Below are 17,765 nucleotides of genomic sequence, written 5' to 3' on the forward strand. Positions count from 1 at the left end.
GCACGTCCCCGCTCGATCCCACCCGCCCCCAGGGCCAGTCCAAGGGCGGCAGCATCTGGCTGCACATGGACCACGGCAGCGGCACGTCGGCGTGCGTCAGCCAGTCCAAGGCCGACATGGAGTACCTGCTGCGCACGCTCGATCCGGCGCTGCACCCGGTCGTGGTGATGGGGGACAAGGAGCACCTGGCGGCCTGACGGCGACTCAGGACGCCCTGTCACAGGGACGGTAGGCCCTCTGCAAGAGCGAAGCAGACTGTTTCCGCAAGAAGTTGAAAGTTTTTCCACGCGACATATTGACGCTACCCGTCCGCGGGGCCAGTCTCCTACCCGGAGTTCCCACGGGCGGGAACTCCGCCCCCACACTCGATGGCCCGGCGCGTGGCTGTCTTCGGGGCACCTTTGTGCCCGAACACGAAGGAGCCGCACCATGAGATCGCGTTTTCTGCGCGCGGGTCTGGCCGCCCTGCTCAGCACGGCCGGGCTCGTCGGCGTCTCGCAGCAGCCGGCCCAGGCAGCACCGCCCGGAAGCAAGGACGTCACCGCCACCCTCTTCGAGTGGAAGTTCGCCTCGGTCGCCAAGGAGTGCACCAACACCCTCGGCCCGGCCGGGTACGGCTACGTCGAGGTGTCGCCGCCCCAGGAGCACGTCCAGGGCGCGCAGTGGTGGACCTCCTACCAGCCCGTCAGTTACCGCATAGCGGGCCGGCTGGGTGACGGGACGGCCTTCAAGAACATGGTCGACACCTGTCACGCGGCCGGGGTCAAGGTCATCGCCGACGCCGTCGTCAACCACATGAGCGCCGGCTCGGGCACCGGCACCGGAGGCACGTCGTACAGCAAGTACAACTACCCGGGGTACTACCAGGACCAGGACTTCCACTCCTGCCGGACGAACATCTCCGACTACACCAACCGCGACAACGTCCAGAACTGCGAACTCGTCGGGCTCTCGGACCTGAACACCGGTAGCGACTACGTGCGCTCGACGATCGCGGCGTACCTGAACGGCCTCATCGCGCTGGGCGTCGACGGATTCCGCATCGACGCGGCCAAGCACATCGCGGCGGCCGACCTCTCCGCGATCAAGGCCAAGCTCAGCAACCCCTCCGTCTTCTGGGCGCAGGAGGTCATCTACGGTTCCGGGGAGGCCGTGCAGCCCGGCGAGTACACCGGCACCGGTGACGTCGACGCCTTCCAGGGCGCCTACGACCTCAAGCGGATCTTCACCGGCGAGAAGCTCGCCTACCTCAGCAACTGGGGCGCGTCATGGGGTGCGGGCTACCTCGCGAGCGGCAGTTCGCGCACCTTCGTCGACAACTGGGACACCGAGCGCAACGGTTCGACCCTCACCTACAAGGCGGGCGCGACCTACACCCTGGCCAACGTCTACATGCTGGCCTGGCCCTACGGCTCGCCCAACGTGTACTCCGGCTACGAGTTCTCCGACAACGACGCCGGCCCGCCCAACGGCGGCACCGTCAACGCCTGCTACAGCGACGGCTGGAAGTGCCAGCACGCCTGGCCGCAGATCTCGGGCATGGTCGGCTTCCGCAACGCGGTCGCCGGCACCGCGGTGACCAACTGGTGGTCCAACGGCAACAACGCCATCGCCTTCGGGCGCGGCAGCAAGGGCTACGTCGCGATCAACCACGAGAGCGGCTCCCTCACGCAGACCTTCACCACCTCGCTGCCCGCCGGCACCTATTGCGACGTGCAGCACAGCGGCGCCACCTACACCGTCGGCTCGGACGGCAGGTTCACCGCCACCATCGGCGCCAACGACGCGGTGGCGCTCTACACCGGCGCCCCCTGCGGCAGCGGAGGCGGCGGCACGACGCCCGCGAGCGGTGCGTCCTTCTCGGTGAACGCCACCACGGTGGGGGGCCAGAACGTCTACGTCGTCGGCAACAACACCGCCCTCGGCAACTGGAACACCGGCAACGCCCTGCCGCTGTCCTCGGCGGCCTACCCGGTGTGGAAGCTCGACGTCTCCATGGGCGCGGGCACGTCCTTCGAGTACAAGTACATCAAGAAGGACGGCAGCGGGAACGTCACCTGGGAGTCCGGCGCCAACCGTACGGCGACCGTCCCCGCGAGCGGCAAGGTGACGATGGGCGACACCTGGCGCGCCTGACCCCTCCCTGCGCTCCAGCGCCTCAGCAGCGACCCGGCGCGGTGTCCAGGACGGCGAGCAACGCCGTCAGGGCATCGCGCTGGTCCGTGTCCAGGGGGGAGAGAAGCTCCTCGGCCGCCGCCCGGCGGGCGCGGCGCAGCCGCCGCACGGCGTCGTCGCCCTCCTCGGTGAGTTCGATGCGCACCACCCTGCGGTTGACCGGGTCGGGCGCCCTGCGGACCAGCCCCCGCTCCTCCAGGGCGTCGGTCAGGCTCGTCACCGCGCGCGGCACGACGTCCAGCCGCTCGGCGAGGTCGGCCATCCGGGGCGCGGTCCCGCTCTTGAGGATGTGCGCGACCGTGCGCAGCATGCGTGCCTGGGCCGGGGTGATGCCCACCGGCTCCAGGTGCCGCCGCTGTGCGCGGTGCAGCCGACGGGTCAGCCACAGCAACTGGTCGGCGAGGCGCCCGGTGCTCTCGTCGGTGTCCGCGGCGGAGGTGCGGGATTCCATGGTCAGAGGGTATCAGGATGCGGTTCATTGTGAGTATAGGTAACAATGAACTACACTCTCATCGCCTTGACATGCCCGGACCTTTCGGAGGCCCTTTGCACCCCGATCAATCCCCGAGGTGGACCCCGCCGCCCAAGGACCCCGCCCGACCCAATGACGTGCGCCGCGTCCTGCGGCTCTTCCGCCCCTACCGTGCCCGCCTGACCGTCGTCGGGCTCCTCGTCGGCGCCGCCTCACTCGTCTCGGTCGCCTCGCCCTTCATGCTGCGCGAGATCCTCGACACCGCGATCCCGCAGGGCCGCACCGGGCTGCTGAGCCTGCTCGCCCTCGGCATGATCGCCACCGCCGTCCTCAACAGCGTCTTCGGCGTCCTGCAGACCCTGATCTCCACCACGGTCGGCCAGCGCGTCATGCACGACCTGCGCACCGCCGTCTACGAGCAACTGCAGCGCATGTCGCTGGCCTTCTTCACCCGGACCCGCACCGGAGAGGTGCAGTCCCGCATCGCCAACGACATCGGCGGCATGCAGGCCACCGTCACCTCCACCGCGACCTCGCTGGTGTCCAACCTCACCAGTGTCGTGGCCACCGTCGTCGCGATGATCGCCCTGGACTGGCGCCTGACCATCGCCTCCCTGCTGCTGCTCCCGGTCTTCGTGTGGATCAGCCGCCGGGTCGGCACCGAGCGCAAGAAGATCACCACCCAGCGCCAGAAGCAGATGGCCGCGATGTCCGCCATCGTCACCGAGTCGCTGTCCGTCAGCGGCATCCTCCTCGGCCGCACCATGGGACGCGCCGACTCCCTCACCCGCTCCTTCGCCGAGGAGTCGGACCGGCTGGTCGACCTCGAGGTGCGCTCCAACATGGCCGGCCGCTGGCGGATGTCCACCATCGGCGTCGTCATGGCCGCCATGCCCGCGCTCATCTACTGGGTCGCCGGCATCGCCGTCAACGGAGCGGGCGGGGCGGTGTCGATCGGCACGCTCGTCGCCTTCGTCTCGCTCCAGCAGGGCCTGTTCCGGCCCACCGTCAGCCTGCTGTCGACCGGTGTCCAGGTGCAGACCTCGCTCGCGCTCTTCCAGCGCATCTTCGAGTACCTCGACCTGCCCGTCGACATCACCGAGAAGGACGACCCCGTACGCCTCCCGCGGGTCCGCGGCGACATCCGCTTCGAGGGCGTCGGCTTCTCCTACGACCCGGCCACGCCCGGGCGCACCCTCGACGGCATCGACCTGGCGGTCCCGGCCGGCGGCAGCCTCGCCGTCGTCGGCGCCACCGGCTCCGGCAAGAGCACCCTCAGCTACCTCGTGCCCCGGCTGTACGACGTCACCGAGGGCCGCGTCACGCTCGACGGCGTCGACGTCCGCGACCTCGCCTTCGACACGCTCGCCGCATCGGTCGGCGTCGTCTCCCAGGAGACGTACCTCTTCCACGCCTCGGTCGCCGAGAACCTCCGCTTCGCCAAGCCCGACGCCACCGACGAGGAGGTCGTCGCCGCCGCCCGCGCCGCGCAGATCCACGACCACATCGCGGGGCTGCCCGACGGCTACGACACCGTCGTCGGCGAACGCGGCTACCGCTTCTCCGGCGGAGAGAAGCAGCGCCTGGCCATCGCGCGGACGATCCTGCGCGACCCGCCGGTCCTCATCCTCGACGAGGCCACCAGCGCGCTGGACACCCGTACCGAGCACGCCGTCCAGGACGCCATCGACGCCCTCTCGGCGGGCCGCACGACCCTCACCATCGCCCACCGGCTGTCCACCGTCCGCGACGCCGACCAGATCGTCGTCCTCGACCACGGCCGGATCGTGGAACGCGGCAGCCACGACGAACTGCTCGCCCTGGACGGCCGCTACGCCGCCCTGGTCCGCCGTGACGCCCAACTCGTCCATACGGCATGATCCTCGGCCATGGGACCCATCGCGGGGGCGGAACTCCCCGGCTACCGGCAGATCGAGACGGACGCCTGGACCAATGACCACGGCGACCTCGTCAGCCTGCACTGGTTCGACGTGCCGCCGGACATCCCCGCGCCCCTGGAGGACCTGCCGCGCCTGCGCCACGCCCTGGCCCACTACACGGCCGGGGCGGGCGGCGGCCTCATCGAGGCCGACGTCCTGCACCTGGGAACGGTCCCCACGTTGCGCCAGGTCATCAAGGTCCCCCTGCCGGACCGCCCCACCGGCCAGGCGTTCCTCGGCAGCTACACCCTGCCCCGGGCCTCCTGCAGCGCCGTCGTGAAGGTCCAGGCCCTGGAGCAGGGCACCACCGGCGTCCGGGAGGCGCAGGTGCTCATCGAACTCGGCCCCGAGCGCTACTTCATGCCCCACCCCTACGCCTCCGACCTGCGGCAGGGCCTGCCCTTCCACTGGGGCGACGCCCCCCACTACGACGCGCACTTCCCCGACCACCCGCTCACCCGGGTCCGGGACGCACTGGCCCAGCTCGCCGTCTCGCTCCAGGTGGCCCCGGAGTACGCGGCCCTGCCTCCCTTCGCGGGACCGGTCACCACCACGCCGTAGACCCGGGTGAGCAAGCGCACATTCCGCCCCCGCCGATCGTCCGTCCGGTGCCCGGCACCGGCGCTAGGGTGAGCGGCGCCGCGCCGACCGCAGGAGGCAACCGATGGCCGCGTCCGACCGTTCCGCCGTGCTGCTGGCCAGGTTGCTCGCCACCACGGGCACCGCCCACTTCGTGGCGCCCCGGCCCTTCGACGCGATCGTCCCGCGCGTCCTGCCCGGCGAGCCCCGCACCTGGACCTACGTCAGCGGCGCGGTGGAACTGGCGCTCGCCGCGGGCATCGCACTGCCCCGTACCCGCCGGGCGAGCGCCCTGCTGGCGGCGGGCTTCTTCACCGCCGTGCTGCCGGCCAACGTGAAGATGGCCCGGGACTGGCGCGACCGGCCCGCGCCCCTGCGGAACGCCGCCTACGCCCGGCTGCCGCTCCAGGCACCGCTGGTGCTGTGGGCCCTGAAGGTGAGCCGCGACAGCCGCCCCTGACCGGCCCACGGGGCGTTGTCGGTGCCCCGTTCTACCCTCGGACGGTGACCTCGCACAGGAGCCCGTCCGTCGCCGTCGTCGCCGACCCCCTGGGGACCGGCGGGCGGCTGCAGGCGCTGCGCGAGGACGGCACCGCGGACGGACCCCCGCAGACCGTCGGCGACCTCGTGGAGGCCGTCGCCGAGCGCGAGGCCCGGCAGGCGCCGCGCTGGGTGTGGGCCGCCACCGACGAGATCTACCCGCCGCTGCTGGAGCGGCTCCCGGCCCGTCCGGCCCGGTGCCACGACCTCAAGCTCGTCGAGGCCCTGCTGCTCGGTTCCGAGGAGCGCTGGGGCCTGCCCCGTTCGCTGGGCGCCGGCTGGGCCCGGCTACGCGGACTCCCCGTGCCGGACGACGCGCGCGAAGGCGGCTCCGACGACCAGCCGGTGCTCTTCGCCGCCGACCGCCATCATCTGCCGCCGGGCACCGACCCGCTGGAGGCGGTGGTCGCCGTGCACGCCGACCAGCAGCGCCGGATCGCCCTGTCCGAGCACCCCGACCGGCTGCGCCTGCTGGCCGCCGCCGAGTCCGCCGGCGCCCTGGCCGCCGCCGAGATGGCCCGGGACGGCCTGCCCTGGAGCGCCGCCGCCCACGACGCGGTGCTCACCGGGCTGCTCGGCCCCCGCCCGGCGGGCGGCGTCCGTCCCAAGGTGCTGTCCGAGCTCGCCACCGGCATCCATGAGGCCCTGGGCCGCCCGGTGAACCCCGACTCGCCGGCCCAACTGCTGCCCGCCTTCGAGCGCGTGGGCGTGCGGATCACCTCGACCCGCTCCCACGTGCTGAGGGAGGTCGGGCATCCGGCCGCCGCGTTGCTGCTGCGCTACAAGGAGCTCTCCCGCATCCACAGCGCCCACGGCTGGGCCTGGCGTGAACAGTGGGCGCCCGCCGGGCGGTTCCACCCCGAGTACGTCGTCGGCGGTGTCGTATCCGGCCGCTGGGCCACCCGCGGCGGCGGAGCCCTGCAGATCCCCCGGCAGATCCGCGCCGCCGTGGTCGCCGACCCCGGGCACCGGCTGGTCGTCGCCGACGCGGGCCAGCTGGAACCCCGCGTCCTGGCCGCCCTCTCCGGCGATCCCGGGCTGGCGGCGGCCGCCGCCGAGGGCGACCTGTACGCGGCCCTGGCGCGCACCGCGTTCGGGGGCGACCGCGCGCGGGCCAAACTGGGCCTGCTGGGCGCGATGTACGGCCAGACCAGCGGTGAGGTGGGGCCGCTGCTCGAGGTCCTGCGCCGCCGCTTCCCGGACGCCATGCGCCTGGTGGAGTCCGCCGCCCGCACCGGCGAGGGCGGCGGTGTCGTCCGGTCCCACCTCGGGCGTACGTCACCGGCGCCGTCCGCCGACCGCCAGGAGCTCACCGACGCCCAGGCCCGCGCCTGGGGCCGCTTCACCCGCAACTTCGTCATCCAGGCCACGGCCGCCGAATGGGCGCTGGCCGTGCTGGCCTCGCTGCGGCGCCGCCTGGCCGCGCTCGACGGACGGCCGCACCTGGTGTTCTTCCTGCACGACGAGGTCATCGTGCACACCCCCCAGGAGCTGGCCCCCGCCGTGGAGCACGCCGTCGCGGAGTCCGCGGAGGAGGCCCGGCGCCTGCTCTTCGGCCCGACGCCGGTGCCCTTCCCGCTGCACACCCATGTCGTCGAGTGCTACGCGGACGCCAAGTGAGCGGCGCGCGGTCAGTCCGTCACGAGGACGACCTCCAGGGTGCGCGGCCCGTGCACGCCCTCCACCCGGTCCAGTTCGATGTCACTGGTGGCGGAGGGTCCGGAGATCCACGTCAACGGCCGGACGGGATCCAGCCGTTCCAGCGCCTGCGGCACCGAGTCCACGACCTGCTCCGGGACGCGCACGACGACGACGTGGTGGTCCGGGACGAGCGTGATCCTGCGCCGCCCCTGGTCGGGCCCGGCGTCCAGCACGATGGTGCCGGTCTCCGCGATCGCCACCGCGCAACCGGTGACGACGCTGTCGACGGCGTCCAGTTCGCGGGCCGTCAGCGCCGCGGAATCGGCCACCCGTTCCACGTCCTGCACCGCCGAGAGCCACTGCTCCGGAAGGCCGGGCGGGACGACGACCCGGCGGGCGCCGCGCGCGGCCAGCAGGCCGGCGAGGCGGCCGGGCAGCTCCCCGACGGTGGCGCGGTGGACGATGGCACGGTAGTCGGCGAGGTTCTCGGCCAGCAGATCGGCGGTCTGCGCGGCGTCCCGCCGTCCGTGGACACGCAGATAGTCACGGTCCACCGCGCCGCGCGCCGGTGCCGACCCGTGGGGCGCGTCGGCGAGGGCGCGGCGGATCCGCCCCAGGACCTGGTCACGGGTGCTCACTTGGTGCCCTCCCTGCTCTCGGTGCTGCCGCTGCCGGCGCCGGCGGTGCCCGGCCCCCGGGTGCGCCGCCACCAGTCGCGGAAGGACTCCGCCGGCACCGACGGGACGTCCCGGGTGTCGGTCCACGCCTTCCCGGGCCCTGGCAGCCGGCTGGGGTGGAACCTGCGGGTCCGCGACGCCAGCCGCTGACCGGCGCGCAGCGCGGCCGGGTGGTCCAGCGTCCAGCGCGCCGCGCGCATGGCCGCCCGCTCGGCCGCGTGGCCCTTGGCGGGCCTGAGCGTCACCTTGTTGCCCGCCCGGGTGGCCTCGCCGCCCTGCACGACGCGTTCCCGCAGGTGGACGAGGACCTCCGGGATGTCGATGGCGACCGGGCACACCTCGTAGCAGGCGCCGCAGAGGGACGAGGCGTACGGCAGCGAGGCGTCGATCGCGGTGTCCGTGCCGCGGAGCTGCGGGGTGAGGATGGCGCCGATCGGCCCGGGGTAGGCGGACCCGTACGCATGCCCGCCGGCCCGCTCGTACACGGGGCAGACGTTGAGGCAGGCCGAGCAGCGGATGCAGCGCAGGGCCTGCCGGCCCACCTCGTCGGCGAGGGTGTCGGTGCGGCCGTTGTCGACCAGGACGAGGTGGAAGGCGCGCGGTCCGTCCTCGTCGGTGGTCCCGGTCCAGGTGCTCGTGTACGGGTTCATCCGCTCGGCCGTGGAGGAGCGCGGCAGGAGCTGCAGGAAGACCTCGAGGTCCTGCCAGCTCGGCAGCACCTTCTCGATGCCGACCACCGAGATCAGGGTCTCGGGGAGCGTCAGGCACATGCGGCCGTTGCCCTCGGACTCCACCACGACCAGGGTGCCGGTCTCGGCGATCATGAAGTTGGCGCCCGAGATGCCGACCTTGGCACGCAGGAACTTCTCCCGCAGGTGGAGCCGGGCGGCCTCGGCCAGTTCGGCGGGGGAGTCGGAGAGCCCCTCGGGCGCCGGACGGCCCCAGCGGCCCATGGCCTCGTTGAAGATGTCCCGGATCTCGGAGCGGTTGCGGTGGATCGCGGGCACCAGGATGTGGCTCGGCAGGTCGTCGCCGAGCTGCACGATCAGCTCGGCCAGGTCCGTCTCGTAGGCGGAGATCCCGGCCTCGGCGAGCGCCTCGTTGAGACCGATCTCCTGGGTCGCCATGGACTTGACCTTGACGACCTCGGTCTCACCGGTGGCGCGGACCAGGTCCGTCACGATGCGGTTGGCCTCGTCCGCGTCGACGGCCCAGTGGACGGTGCCTCCCGCGGCGGTGACCGCCTCTTCCAACCGCACCAGGTAGTGGTCGAGATGGCGCAGCACGTCGTCCTTGATCTGCTTGCCCGCCGCCCGCAGTTGCTGCCAGTCGTCGAGTTCGGCGACGGCGCGGGCCCGCTTGTCCCGGATGGTGTGGGTGGCGTGCCGCAGGTTGCCGCGCAGGGTTGTGTTGCGCACGGCCTCGCCGGCGGCGACGGGGAAGGCGGGCATGCCCAGGTAGGTGCCGCTCATCGGATGCCTCCGTAGGGCTGCTCCTCGGTCGACGCGAGGATCTCGGCGAGGTGGACCGGCCGGACCTCGGAGCCGAGCCGGGCGAGGGTGCCGCCGATGTGCATCAGGCAGGAGTTGTCCACCGTGCACACGGCGCGAGCGCCGGTGGAGGTGATGTTGCGGGCCTTGTCCGCGCCCATCGCCGCGGAGACGGCCGCGTTCTTGACGGCGAAGGTGCCGCCGAATCCGCAGCATTCCTCGGCGCCCGGCAGCTCGACCAGCTCCAGCCCCTTCACATGGCTGAGCAGTTCCACCGGGCGGCGGCCCAGCCCCAGCATCCTCAGGCCATGACAGGTCGGATGATAGGTGACGGGATAGGGGAAGTAGGCGCCGACGTCCGTCACCTTGAGCACGTCGGTGAGGAACTCGGTCAGCTCGTAGGTGCGCGGCACGACGGACGCGGCGACGGCGGTGAGACCCTCCCCGCGCCCCTCCGCGCGGGCCCGGTCGCCGATGCGGGGGTAGTTGTCCCGCACCATCGCGGCGCAGGAACCGGACGGGGTGACGATGTAGTCGTACCCCTCGAACGCCTTGGCGTACCGCCTGACCAGGGGCTCCGTCTCGTGGCGGTAGCCGGTGTTGAACTGCGGCTGGCCGCAGCAGGTCTGCGCGGCGGGGAAGTCCACGGTCACCCCCAGCCGCTCCAGCAGGGTCACGACGGCCTTCCCCGTCTCGGGGTACAGCGTGTCGTTCACGCAAGTGACGAACAGTGCTACGCGCATGCGGCCTCCTCACGGTCGGCACGGCCACCCGTGGGCTCATACTGCCGTATACGCCCCGCACTATGGGGCAGAGATCGGATGTCTGCGCGCCGCAGAACGTGCCATTGACGAGCCATGTCGGGGTGTCCTAACGTCCCTGCCATCGATTGAAACCTTTCATATCAGACCCGAGAGGCCAGGGCCGACCGTGCAGCGCGTCTGTTTCCTGTTGAAGGTCCGCAAGGACCGGCTCGCCGAGTACCGCGAGCGTCACGCCGCCGTCTGGCCCGACATGCTGGACGCCCTCTCCGCCACCGGCTGGCACAACTACTCGCTCTTCCTCCGTGAGGACGGCCTGCTCGTCGGCTACCTGGAGACCGAGGACTTCGCGGCCGCACAGGAGGCGATGGCGGCGACCGACGTCAATGCCCGCTGGCAGGCGGAGATGGCGGCCTTCTTCGAGGCGCTGGACGGAGCCCGGCCCGACGAGGCCATGCGGCCGCTCACGGAGGTCTTCCACCTGGCATGACGCCACTGCCGTAGCCCGCGCGACGATCCGCCCCGCCCCGGAGGCCACGCTGCCGTTCCGCCGCTGCCGTTCGGCCGGCCGGACACAGTGGGCGCCGACGCCGTCACGAATGCGTAGCATGAACCCGCGGCCTGCGGCGGGCCGGCGGCAGGAGGTAGGGCGGAGCTCGTGACACGCATGGTGGGGATCAAGGACGTCGCCCGGCAGGCGGGCGTTTCGGTCGGCACGGTGTCGAACGTGATCAACCGGCCCGACATGGTCTCCGAGGACACGCGTGCCCGCGTGCTGTCGGTCATCGAGCAACTGGGCTACGTGCGCAGTGAGTCCGCCCGGCAGCTGAGGGCGGGCCGCAGCAGGATCATCGCGCTGCTCGTGCTCGACATGGCCAACCCCTTCTTCGTGGACGTCGCCTCCGGGGCCGAGCGGGCCGCCCGCGAGACCGGGCTCGGAGTGATGCTCTGCAACAGCGGCGAGAGCCCTTCGGAGGAGGCCGACTACCTCGGGCTCTTCGCCGAGCAGCGGGTGCGCGGCGTCCTGGTGACGCCCGCGGACACCAGCGGCCGGAACATCGCCTCCTTCCGGCGCCACGGCATCCCCTTCGTCTTCGTGGACCGCGTCGTGCCGAGCGCCGAGGCCTGCTCGGTGTCCGTGGACGACATCGAGGGCGGCCGCCTCGCGGTCGACCACCTCATCGAACGCGGCCACGAACGCATCGTCTACGTCAGCGGTCCGATGCACCTCGCCCAGTGCCAGGACCGGCGCACGGGCGCCTTGGACGCGCTCGCCGCCGCCGGGCTCCCCGCGGAGTCCCTGGCGCACATCGAGGCGGAGCGTCTGGACGTCCCCTCCGGACGCGACGCCGGCGCCCGGCTCCTGGGGATGGCCAACCGCCCGACCGCCGTCTTCTGCGCCAACGACCTGCTCGCGCTGGGCGTGCTGCAGGCGCTGTACGCGGCGGGCATCGCGGTGCCCGAGGAGATCGCACTGGTCGGTTACGACGACATCGAGTTCGCGGCGGCGGCCGCGGTGCCGCTGACGTCCGTGCGGCAGCCCGCTTACCGGATGGGCCGCGCGGCGGCCGACCTGCTCATCGAGGAGACCGGGGACGCGGCCGAGGAGCACGAGCACCGGCGCATCGTCTTCCAGCCCGAACTCGTCGTCCGGGGCTCCACCCTCGGCAAGAGCGGCCGCGCCGCCCGCTGAGCCCTCCGGGAGCGCCGGGCCCGGGGGTCCGCCCGGCCCTCGGGTCGATCCGTTCCGCCGGAACCACGCATCTTGGCCGGGCCGTCAGCCGGCCGCGGCCACCGGTTCCGGCGTCCGGGCCGCGTCCAGGGCGCGGTCCCGTCCCCGCAGGTAGGCGCGGATCTCGCGGACCGCGCTGCGGCCGGCCCGGTTGGCGCCGATGGTGCTCGCGGAGGGGCCGTAGCCGATGAGGTGGACGCGCGGGTCGGCGGCGACCTGGGTAAGCCCCTCCAGGCGGATGCCGCCGCCGGGCTCGCGCAGGCGCAGCGGGGCGAGGTGGTCCAGGGCGGCACGGAAGCCGGTGGCCCACAGGATGACGTCGGCGGTGACGTGGCGGCCGTCCGCCCAGGTCACGCCGTCCGGGGTGATCCGGTCGAACATGGGGAGGCGTTCGAGGATGCCGCGCTCGCGGGCGCGCTCCATCGCCTCGGTCATGGGCAGCCCCGTCACGCTGACGACGCTCTGGGGCGGAAGGCCGTGCTTGACGCGTTCCTCGACCAGCGCCACCGCGGCCCGTCCCTGATCCTCCCCGAAGGGGCCCGTGTGGTAGGCGGGCGGCCGCCGGGTCACCCAGGTCGTCGCGGCCGCGCCACCCGGCTCGTGGAGTTCCATGAGCAGTTGTACGGCCGAGGTGCCGCCGCCGACCACGATCACGTGCTTCCCGGCGAACTCCTCGCGCCCGCGGTACCCCGCCGTGTGCAGCTGGCGGCCGCGGAAGGCCTCCTGGCCCGGGTAACGGGGGACGAAGGGCCGGTCCCAGGTCCCGGTCGCGTTGATCAGCGCGCGGGTAGCCCACGTGCCGGCGTCGGACTCGACCAGCAGGCGCCCTTCCGGGCCCTCGCGGACCGTGGAGACGTCGACCGGGCGGTGCACCCGCAGGTCGAAGGTGCGCTCGTAGCGGTCGAAGTACTCGGCGACGACCTCGGCGGACGGCCGGTCGGGGTCGGCGCCCTCCAGCTCCATGCCGGGCAGCGAGTGCACCCCGTGCGCCCTGCCGTACGTCAGCGTCGGCCAGCGGAACTGCCAGGCGCCGCCGGGGCCGGGGGAGTGGTCGAGGACGACGAAGTCCTCGTCCGGCCGCATCCCGTTCCGTCGCAGGAAGTACGCACCCGAGAGCCCGGCCTGCCCGGCCCCGATGACGGCGACGTCCACATCCACATGGTTCACGTTTCCACTAACTACGGGCGTTCGTGGAAGCTTCCCGCGGACACCTCGCGCCGCAGCCGGGCCACCCGCGCGGCGGCCTCCTCCAGGCGGGACAGCGGCAGGTCGCCGTCGGCGACCGCGCGGGTGGCCGCGGTCCGGATGGCCTCCAGGACGCCCGCCCCGCAACGGGGCCCGAGCTGCAGCAGGTCCACGCCCGAGAGCCAGGCCAGGACGGCCGCGCCCGGTACGCCCCAGCCCTCCACGACCTCGTCGGTGTCCAGCGGTTCGCTGATCACGACCGCGCCGTCGCCGAACTCGTCCCGCAGCAGTTCGGTGACCGCGGGCCCGCTGAGCGCGGCCGGGACGTCGACGGTGACCGCCCCGGCCCGTTCCAGGCCGCGCCGGAGCCATTCCGGCGGTCTGCGGGTCCGGCCGACGGGCAGCAGGCAGACGTCGACCAGCGCGGCGACGCGGTGCGGTGCGTACACGTGGGGGTCCCCCTCTGGCGCTCGGGCGGGCGCTGCCGACCCTATCCCGAGGGACGGCAAGTGGTCCAGACCAATCGGGGGCGGCCGCCCGGATCAGGACAGCCGCCCCCGTCGTGCGGCGCCGTTCACCGGCCTCCGGAGAACAGCAGCGGCGCCCCGCCCGGCGCGGACGCGGGCCGGCCGTTCGCCGCCGGCACGCCCGGCACGCCAGGGAGGGGTGCGGCGGGCGCCCTCTCGAGCAGCCCCCGTGCGGCCAGTTCGGGCATGACGCCCTCGCCGAACCAGTACGCCTCCTCCAGGTGCGGGTAGCCCGACAGCACGAAGTGGTCGATCCCCAGGGCGTGGTACTCCTCGATCCGGTCGGCGACCTCCGCGTGGCTGCCGACCAGCGCCGTCCCGGCCCCGCCGCGCACCAGGCCCACCCCGGCCCACAGGTTCGGCGAGATCTCCAGCCCGTCACGCGAGCCGCCGTGCAGCGCCAGCATCCGCTGCTGGCCCACCGACTCGCTGCGCCCCAGCGCCTCCTGCGCGGCGGAGACCGTGTCCTCGTCGAGGTCGTCCAGCAGCCGCTCGGCCGTGGCCCACGCCTGCTTGGCGGAGTCGCGGGAGATCACGTGCAGGCGGATGCCGAAGCGCACCGTGCGCCCCTCAGCCTCGGCCAGAGCGCGGATCCAGTCGGTCTTCGCCTTCACCTGCTCCGGCGGCTCGCCCCAGGTCAGGTAGACGTCCGCGTGCCGGGCCGCGACGGGCCCGGCCGCCGGTGACGAGCCGCCGAAGAAGACCTGCGGCACCGGGTCCGGCGGCAGCGCGGTCAGTCCGCCCTCCACCCGGTAGTGCTCGCCGTCGAAGTCGAAGGGCCGGCCACCCCACACCCCGCGCACCACCGACAGGAACTCGTCGGTGCGCGCGTAGCGGGCGTCGTGGTCCAGGTGGTCGCCGAAGCGCCGCTGTTCGGTGGAGTCCCCGCCGGTGACGACGTTGAGCAGCAACCGGCCCCGGGTGATCCGCTGGTAGGTCGCCGCCATCTGCGCCGCCAGCACCGGCGAGACGACCCCCGGCCGGAAGGCGACCAGGAACTTCAGCCGCTCGGTGTGCTGCGACAGCGCGACGGTGGTCAGCCAGGCGTCCTCGCACCAGGTGCCGGTGGGCGTCAGCACGGCCTCGAAGCCGAGCTGGTCGGCGGCCCGCGCGATCTGCGCCAGGTAGTCGATGTCGGGCGCCCGCACCCCGGAGACAGGCGTGACGCGGGAGCGGTTGACGCCGCCGTCGGTGTAGGCGTGCCGGTCCACCAGGGTGCGGCCGTCGCCCCCGGTGGGCAGGAACCAGTGCAGGTGCACGGACATGTGCGGCCCTCTCAGTAGGTGCGTGCGGCGGTGGTCGAGGCGGGCAGGTCGCCGTTGAAGCGGCGGTCGACGAAGTCGGAGAAGTCGACGTGCCGCGGGATGAGGCCGAGCTTCGCGAAGGTGTCGGCGATCTCCTGCTCCGAGGCGACGGCCGCGTCGTCGACGGCCACCGAGACCCGGGTGCCGTTGCTGCGCTTCACCGAGTCCAGGGCCACCTCGTACGGCAGCCCGGTCTCCTTGGCCCACATCTTGGCCCACTCCTCGGGGTGCTCGTAGACCCAGTCCTGGGCGCGCCGCAGACGCTCCAGGTAGTCGCCGATGGCGGCGGACTTCGCCTTGTCCGCGAGCGCGCCGGGTGCGGCGACCTGGAAGGCGAGGCCGTTGACGCGCCCCGTACCGGTGGTCAGCACCCGCGCGCCATTGGCGCGCAGCACCTGGGAGGTGTACGGGTCCCAGATCGCCCAGGCGTCGACCTTGCCGCCGCTGAAGGCGGCCAGGGCGTCGGCGGGCTGCAGATAGCTGACGTCGACGTCGTCGAGCGCCAGCCCGGCTGCCTGCAGCGAAGCGATCAGCTGGTAGTGCGCGGAACTGCCCTGGGCGACGGCGATGCGCTTGCCCTTGAGGTCGGCGGGCCGCTTCAGCGCCGAGCCCTTCGGGACGACGATGGCCTCGCCCTCGGAGGAGCCGTGCGATGCCGCCACCACCGTGATCCTCGACCCGGAGCCCGCGGCGAACACCGGCGGCGTGTTGCCCACCCCGCCGATGTCCACCGCCTTGGCGTTGACGGCCTCCAGCAGTGGTGGCCCGGAGGTGAAGGTCGACCACTTGATGCGGTACGTGAGGTGGTCGAGCTCGCCCGCCGCGCGCAGGACGGCCTCCGAACCGCCCTTCTGGTCGCCGACGTTCAAGGTGACCGGGCCCTTGCCGTCGGTGCCGTCACCGGCGCCGCCCACGGTGCTGTCGGCGGAGGAGACGCCGCAGGCGGAGAGCAGGAGGGCGAGCGGGAGCAGCAGGGCGTGGGCGATGCGCCGGGTTGTCTTCATGGTGGGTCCGTCGTCCTTCTCGTGAGGGCGGATCAGGCGGCTTCGGCGGCCGTCGGCGCGTCGACGCCGAGTTCGGCCAGCAGACGGGAGCGCAGGGCGGTGAATCCGGGGTCGCCGACGTCGCGCGGACGGGGCAGCGCGACCGGGGTGTCGTGGGCGATGACCCCGTCCCGCATGACCAGGGCCCGGTCGGCGAGGAGCAGGGCCTCGTCCACGTCGTGCGTGACGAGCAGCACCGCGCAGCCTCGGCGCTGCCACAGCTGGGCGACGAGGCGCTGCGCCTTGATGCGGGTCAGCGCGTCCAGCGCGCCGAACGGCTCGTCGAGCAGCAGCAGATCGGGTTCGCGCACCAGCGCCCGGGCGAGCGAGGCACGCTGCGCCTCACCGCCCGACAACGTCTTGGGCCAGGCGCCGGACCGCTGCCGCAGCCCGACCTCCTCCAACGCGGCCTCCGCCAGCGCCCGTTCGGGCCGGCCCGGCAGGCCGAGCAGGACGTTGCGCCACACCCGCTTCCACGGCATCAGCCGCGGCGCCTGGAAGGCGACGGCACGCCTGTCCGGCACCAGCACGGTGCCCTCGATCTCCCGGTCGAGCCCGGCCAGGACACGCAGCAGCGTGCTCTTGCCGCAGCCGCTGCGGCCGAGCAGGGCGGTGAACTCGCCGGGGCGCAGGGTGAGGTCGAGGCCGTCGATGACGGGCCGGCCGCCGAAGGAGCGGGTCAGCCCCGCCACGCGCACGGCCGCGGGACCGGCCGCGGCTGTGGCGTCGGCTCCGGCGTCGGTTCCGGCGGCGTGGTGGCTCACTGGCCGGTGAAGGTCGGTCGCCATTGCAACAGCAGCCTTTCGAGGGAGCGGACGACGATGTCGGCGGTGAGGCCGAGGAAGGCGTAGACGACGAGGCAGACCACGATCACGTCGGTCCGCAGGAAGTCCCGCGCCTGCGTCATCAGGAAGCCGATGCCGTCGGAGGCGTTGATCTGCTCCCCGAAGACCAGGGCGAGCCACGCTGTCGCGAGCGAGTAGCGCAGCCCCGTCATCGCGCCGGGCAGCGCGCCCGGCAGCACGACGTGCCGGACCAGCCCCCAGCGGGACAGGCCGAGCGAGGTGCCCGCCTCGATCAGTTGCTCGTCGACGCCGCGGATCCCCGCGTGGACGTTGAGGTAGAGGTGGAAGGCGACGCCGAGCGCGATGAGGGTGACCTTCGGTGCCTCGCCGATGCCGAGCCAGATGATGAACAGCGGGATCAGGCCGACGAACGGCACCGCGCGCAGCATCTGCACGCTCGCGTCGACCAGGTCCTCGCCCAGGCGGGACAGCCCTGACAGCAGGGCCAGGGCGATGCCGGCCGCGCCGCCGAGGAGCAGCCCGATCACCACGCGCTGCAGTGACACCGCCATGGCGGAGGTCAGTTGACCGCTCGCCACGAGGTCGGCCGCCGTGCCGGCGATGGTGCCCGGCGAGGCCAGGACGTCCGGCCGCAGCACACCGGTCGTGCTGAGCACCTGCCACACCGCGAGCAGGAGCAGCGGCCCTGTGGTCCGCCGCAGCCAGCGGGGCAGTGAGCGGCGGCGGGCGGAGACGGGTACCACGGGGCGCAGTTCGGGAGCGGCCGTGGAAGGGACGGCAGAAGGGACGGCAGAAGGGACGGCGTCAGGAGGGACGTCGGCTGATATGGCGGAAATGTCCGGTGGTGCTTTGCTGATGCTCATGAGAAGGCTCCACGTCGGGGAGGCGGTGAG

General features: G+C 72.9%; 17 protein-coding genes and 1 pseudogene. 8 read left to right on the forward strand and 10 right to left on the reverse strand.

All coding sequences use genetic code 11. The features are described from left to right. Nucleotides 1-197: pseudogene (locus PV350_RS23130) on the forward strand (hypothetical protein); the annotation flags it as partial. A gap of 232 nt (nucleotides 198-429) precedes the next feature. Next, nucleotides 430-2,136: a carbohydrate-binding module family 20 domain-containing protein gene (locus PV350_RS23135; RefSeq protein WP_499515469.1), complete on the forward strand. Its 1,707-nt coding sequence runs from the start codon at nucleotides 430-432 to the stop codon at nucleotides 2,134-2,136. A gap of 22 nt (nucleotides 2,137-2,158) precedes the next feature. On the opposite strand, the gene PV350_RS23140 is transcribed toward PV350_RS23135, so the two are convergent. Beyond that, on the reverse strand, nucleotides 2,159-2,626 hold the full coding sequence (locus tag PV350_RS23140; protein ID WP_499515470.1) for a MarR family winged helix-turn-helix transcriptional regulator: 468 nt from the start codon (nucleotides 2,624-2,626) through the stop codon (nucleotides 2,159-2,161). A 95-nt stretch (nucleotides 2,627-2,721) separates the two neighbouring features. Between PV350_RS23140 and PV350_RS23145 the strand changes: the two genes are divergently transcribed. The 4 genes from PV350_RS23145 (at nucleotide 2,722) to PV350_RS23160 (ending at nucleotide 7,326) form a co-directional block, all read left to right on the forward strand. Next, nucleotides 2,722-4,527 (forward strand): ABC transporter ATP-binding protein, encoded by a 1,806-nt coding sequence (locus PV350_RS23145; RefSeq protein WP_500335814.1) that lies wholly within the window; start codon nucleotides 2,722-2,724, stop codon nucleotides 4,525-4,527. Between the two features lie 9 nt (nucleotides 4,528-4,536). Beyond that, the gene (locus PV350_RS23150) at nucleotides 4,537-5,148 is read left to right on the forward strand and encodes a hypothetical protein (protein ID WP_499515472.1); all 612 of its coding nucleotides are present in this window, start codon (nucleotides 4,537-4,539) and stop codon (nucleotides 5,146-5,148) included. A gap of 103 nt (nucleotides 5,149-5,251) precedes the next feature. Further along, nucleotides 5,252-5,626, forward strand: coding sequence for a DoxX family protein (locus tag PV350_RS23155; protein ID WP_499515473.1), 375 nt, complete (start codon nucleotides 5,252-5,254; stop codon nucleotides 5,624-5,626). A gap of 44 nt (nucleotides 5,627-5,670) precedes the next feature. Continuing rightward, on the forward strand, nucleotides 5,671-7,326 hold the full coding sequence (locus PV350_RS23160) for a bifunctional 3'-5' exonuclease/DNA polymerase (RefSeq protein ID WP_500335817.1): 1,656 nt from the start codon (nucleotides 5,671-5,673) through the stop codon (nucleotides 7,324-7,326). An 11-nt stretch (nucleotides 7,327-7,337) separates the two neighbouring features. On the opposite strand, the gene PV350_RS23165 is transcribed toward PV350_RS23160, so the two are convergent. Genes PV350_RS23165 through PV350_RS23175 form a run of 3 tightly spaced genes read right to left on the reverse strand, consistent with a single transcriptional unit; the run spans nucleotide 7,338 to nucleotide 10,257 of the window. Then, nucleotides 7,338-7,985 (reverse strand): LutC/YkgG family protein, encoded by a 648-nt coding sequence (locus PV350_RS23165; protein ID WP_499515475.1) that lies wholly within the window; start codon nucleotides 7,983-7,985, stop codon nucleotides 7,338-7,340. Beyond that, nucleotides 7,982-9,496 (reverse strand): LutB/LldF family L-lactate oxidation iron-sulfur protein, encoded by a 1,515-nt coding sequence (locus PV350_RS23170; RefSeq protein WP_499515476.1) that lies wholly within the window; start codon nucleotides 9,494-9,496, stop codon nucleotides 7,982-7,984. The genes PV350_RS23165 and PV350_RS23170 overlap by 4 nt, the downstream gene beginning before the upstream one ends. After that, nucleotides 9,493-10,257, reverse strand: a complete 765-nt coding sequence (locus tag PV350_RS23175; RefSeq protein WP_499515477.1) for a (Fe-S)-binding protein — start codon at nucleotides 10,255-10,257, stop codon at nucleotides 9,493-9,495. Before PV350_RS23175 ends, PV350_RS23170 begins: the two co-directional genes overlap by 4 nt. Before the next feature lie 187 nt (nucleotides 10,258-10,444). On the opposite strand from PV350_RS23175, the gene PV350_RS23180 reads away from it, so the two are divergent. Together PV350_RS23180 and PV350_RS23185 are read left to right on the forward strand one after the other, a co-directional pair. Beyond that, nucleotides 10,445-10,765 carry an L-rhamnose mutarotase gene (locus PV350_RS23180; RefSeq protein ID WP_500335820.1) on the forward strand — a complete coding sequence of 107 codons (321 nt, stop codon included), beginning with the start codon at nucleotides 10,445-10,447 and terminating at the stop codon, nucleotides 10,763-10,765. Between the two features lie 177 nt (nucleotides 10,766-10,942). After that, nucleotides 10,943-11,968 (forward strand): LacI family DNA-binding transcriptional regulator, encoded by a 1,026-nt coding sequence (locus PV350_RS23185; RefSeq protein ID WP_499517006.1) that lies wholly within the window; start codon nucleotides 10,943-10,945, stop codon nucleotides 11,966-11,968. Between the two features lie 84 nt (nucleotides 11,969-12,052). On the opposite strand, the gene PV350_RS23190 is transcribed toward PV350_RS23185, so the two are convergent. The 6 genes from PV350_RS23190 to PV350_RS23215 all read right to left on the reverse strand — a co-directional run bounded on the left by PV350_RS23190 (nucleotide 12,053) and on the right by PV350_RS23215 (nucleotide 17,735). Next, on the reverse strand, nucleotides 12,053-13,165 hold the full coding sequence (locus PV350_RS23190) for an NAD(P)-binding domain-containing protein (RefSeq protein ID WP_500335838.1): 1,113 nt from the start codon (nucleotides 13,163-13,165) through the stop codon (nucleotides 12,053-12,055). Between the two features lie 20 nt (nucleotides 13,166-13,185). After that, nucleotides 13,186-13,641, reverse strand: coding sequence for a hypothetical protein (locus PV350_RS23195; RefSeq protein ID WP_499515480.1), 456 nt, complete (start codon nucleotides 13,639-13,641; stop codon nucleotides 13,186-13,188). A 125-nt stretch (nucleotides 13,642-13,766) separates the two neighbouring features. Continuing rightward, nucleotides 13,767-14,984 carry an LLM class flavin-dependent oxidoreductase gene (locus PV350_RS23200; protein ID WP_499515481.1) on the reverse strand — a complete coding sequence of 406 codons (1,218 nt, stop codon included), beginning with the start codon at nucleotides 14,982-14,984 and terminating at the stop codon, nucleotides 13,767-13,769. Nucleotides 14,985-14,995: 11 nt separating this feature from the next. Then, nucleotides 14,996-16,027, reverse strand: coding sequence for an ABC transporter substrate-binding protein (locus tag PV350_RS23205; protein WP_500335822.1), 1,032 nt, complete (start codon nucleotides 16,025-16,027; stop codon nucleotides 14,996-14,998). 32 nt (nucleotides 16,028-16,059) lie between these two features. Continuing rightward, nucleotides 16,060-16,854: an ABC transporter ATP-binding protein gene (locus tag PV350_RS23210; protein WP_500335824.1), complete on the reverse strand. Its 795-nt coding sequence runs from the start codon at nucleotides 16,852-16,854 to the stop codon at nucleotides 16,060-16,062. Beyond that, entirely contained in the window at nucleotides 16,827-17,735 is a 909-nt protein-coding gene (locus PV350_RS23215; RefSeq protein ID WP_500335826.1) for an ABC transporter permease, read from the reverse strand. The genes PV350_RS23210 and PV350_RS23215 overlap by 28 nt, the downstream gene beginning before the upstream one ends. Between the last annotated feature and the right edge of the window lie 30 nt (nucleotides 17,736-17,765).

It is taken from the genome of Streptomyces sp. PA03-6a (genome assembly GCF_033792765.1).
GTDB lineage: Bacteria > Actinomycetota > Actinomycetes > Streptomycetales > Streptomycetaceae > Actinacidiphila.

Excerpts from the sequence above, each read along its gene's own strand:
- PV350_RS23170 (WP_499515476.1), bottom strand. The coding sequence starts at position 9,496 with ATGAGCGGCACCTACCTGGGCATGCCCGCCTTCCCCGTCGCCGCCGGC.
- PV350_RS23205 (WP_500335822.1), bottom strand. The coding sequence starts at position 16,027 with ATGAAGACAACCCGGCGCATCGCCCACGCCCTGCTGCTCCCGCTCGCC.
- PV350_RS23185 (WP_499517006.1), top strand. The coding sequence starts at position 10,943 with ATGGTGGGGATCAAGGACGTCGCCCGGCAGGCGGGCGTTTCGGTCGGC.
- PV350_RS23175 (WP_499515477.1), bottom strand. The coding sequence starts at position 10,257 with ATGCGCGTAGCACTGTTCGTCACTTGCGTGAACGACACGCTGTACCCC.
- PV350_RS23155 (WP_499515473.1), top strand. The coding sequence starts at position 5,252 with ATGGCCGCGTCCGACCGTTCCGCCGTGCTGCTGGCCAGGTTGCTCGCC.
- PV350_RS23140 (WP_499515470.1), bottom strand. The coding sequence starts at position 2,626 with ATGGAATCCCGCACCTCCGCCGCGGACACCGACGAGAGCACCGGGCGC.
- PV350_RS23150 (WP_499515472.1), top strand. The coding sequence starts at position 4,537 with ATGGGACCCATCGCGGGGGCGGAACTCCCCGGCTACCGGCAGATCGAG.
- PV350_RS23215 (WP_500335826.1), bottom strand. The coding sequence starts at position 17,735 with ATGAGCATCAGCAAAGCACCACCGGACATTTCCGCCATATCAGCCGAC.
- PV350_RS23210 (WP_500335824.1), bottom strand. The coding sequence starts at position 16,854 with ATGGCGACCGACCTTCACCGGCCAGTGAGCCACCACGCCGCCGGAACC.
- PV350_RS23200 (WP_499515481.1), bottom strand. The coding sequence starts at position 14,984 with ATGTCCGTGCACCTGCACTGGTTCCTGCCCACCGGGGGCGACGGCCGC.
- PV350_RS23135 (WP_499515469.1), top strand. The coding sequence starts at position 430 with ATGAGATCGCGTTTTCTGCGCGCGGGTCTGGCCGCCCTGCTCAGCACG.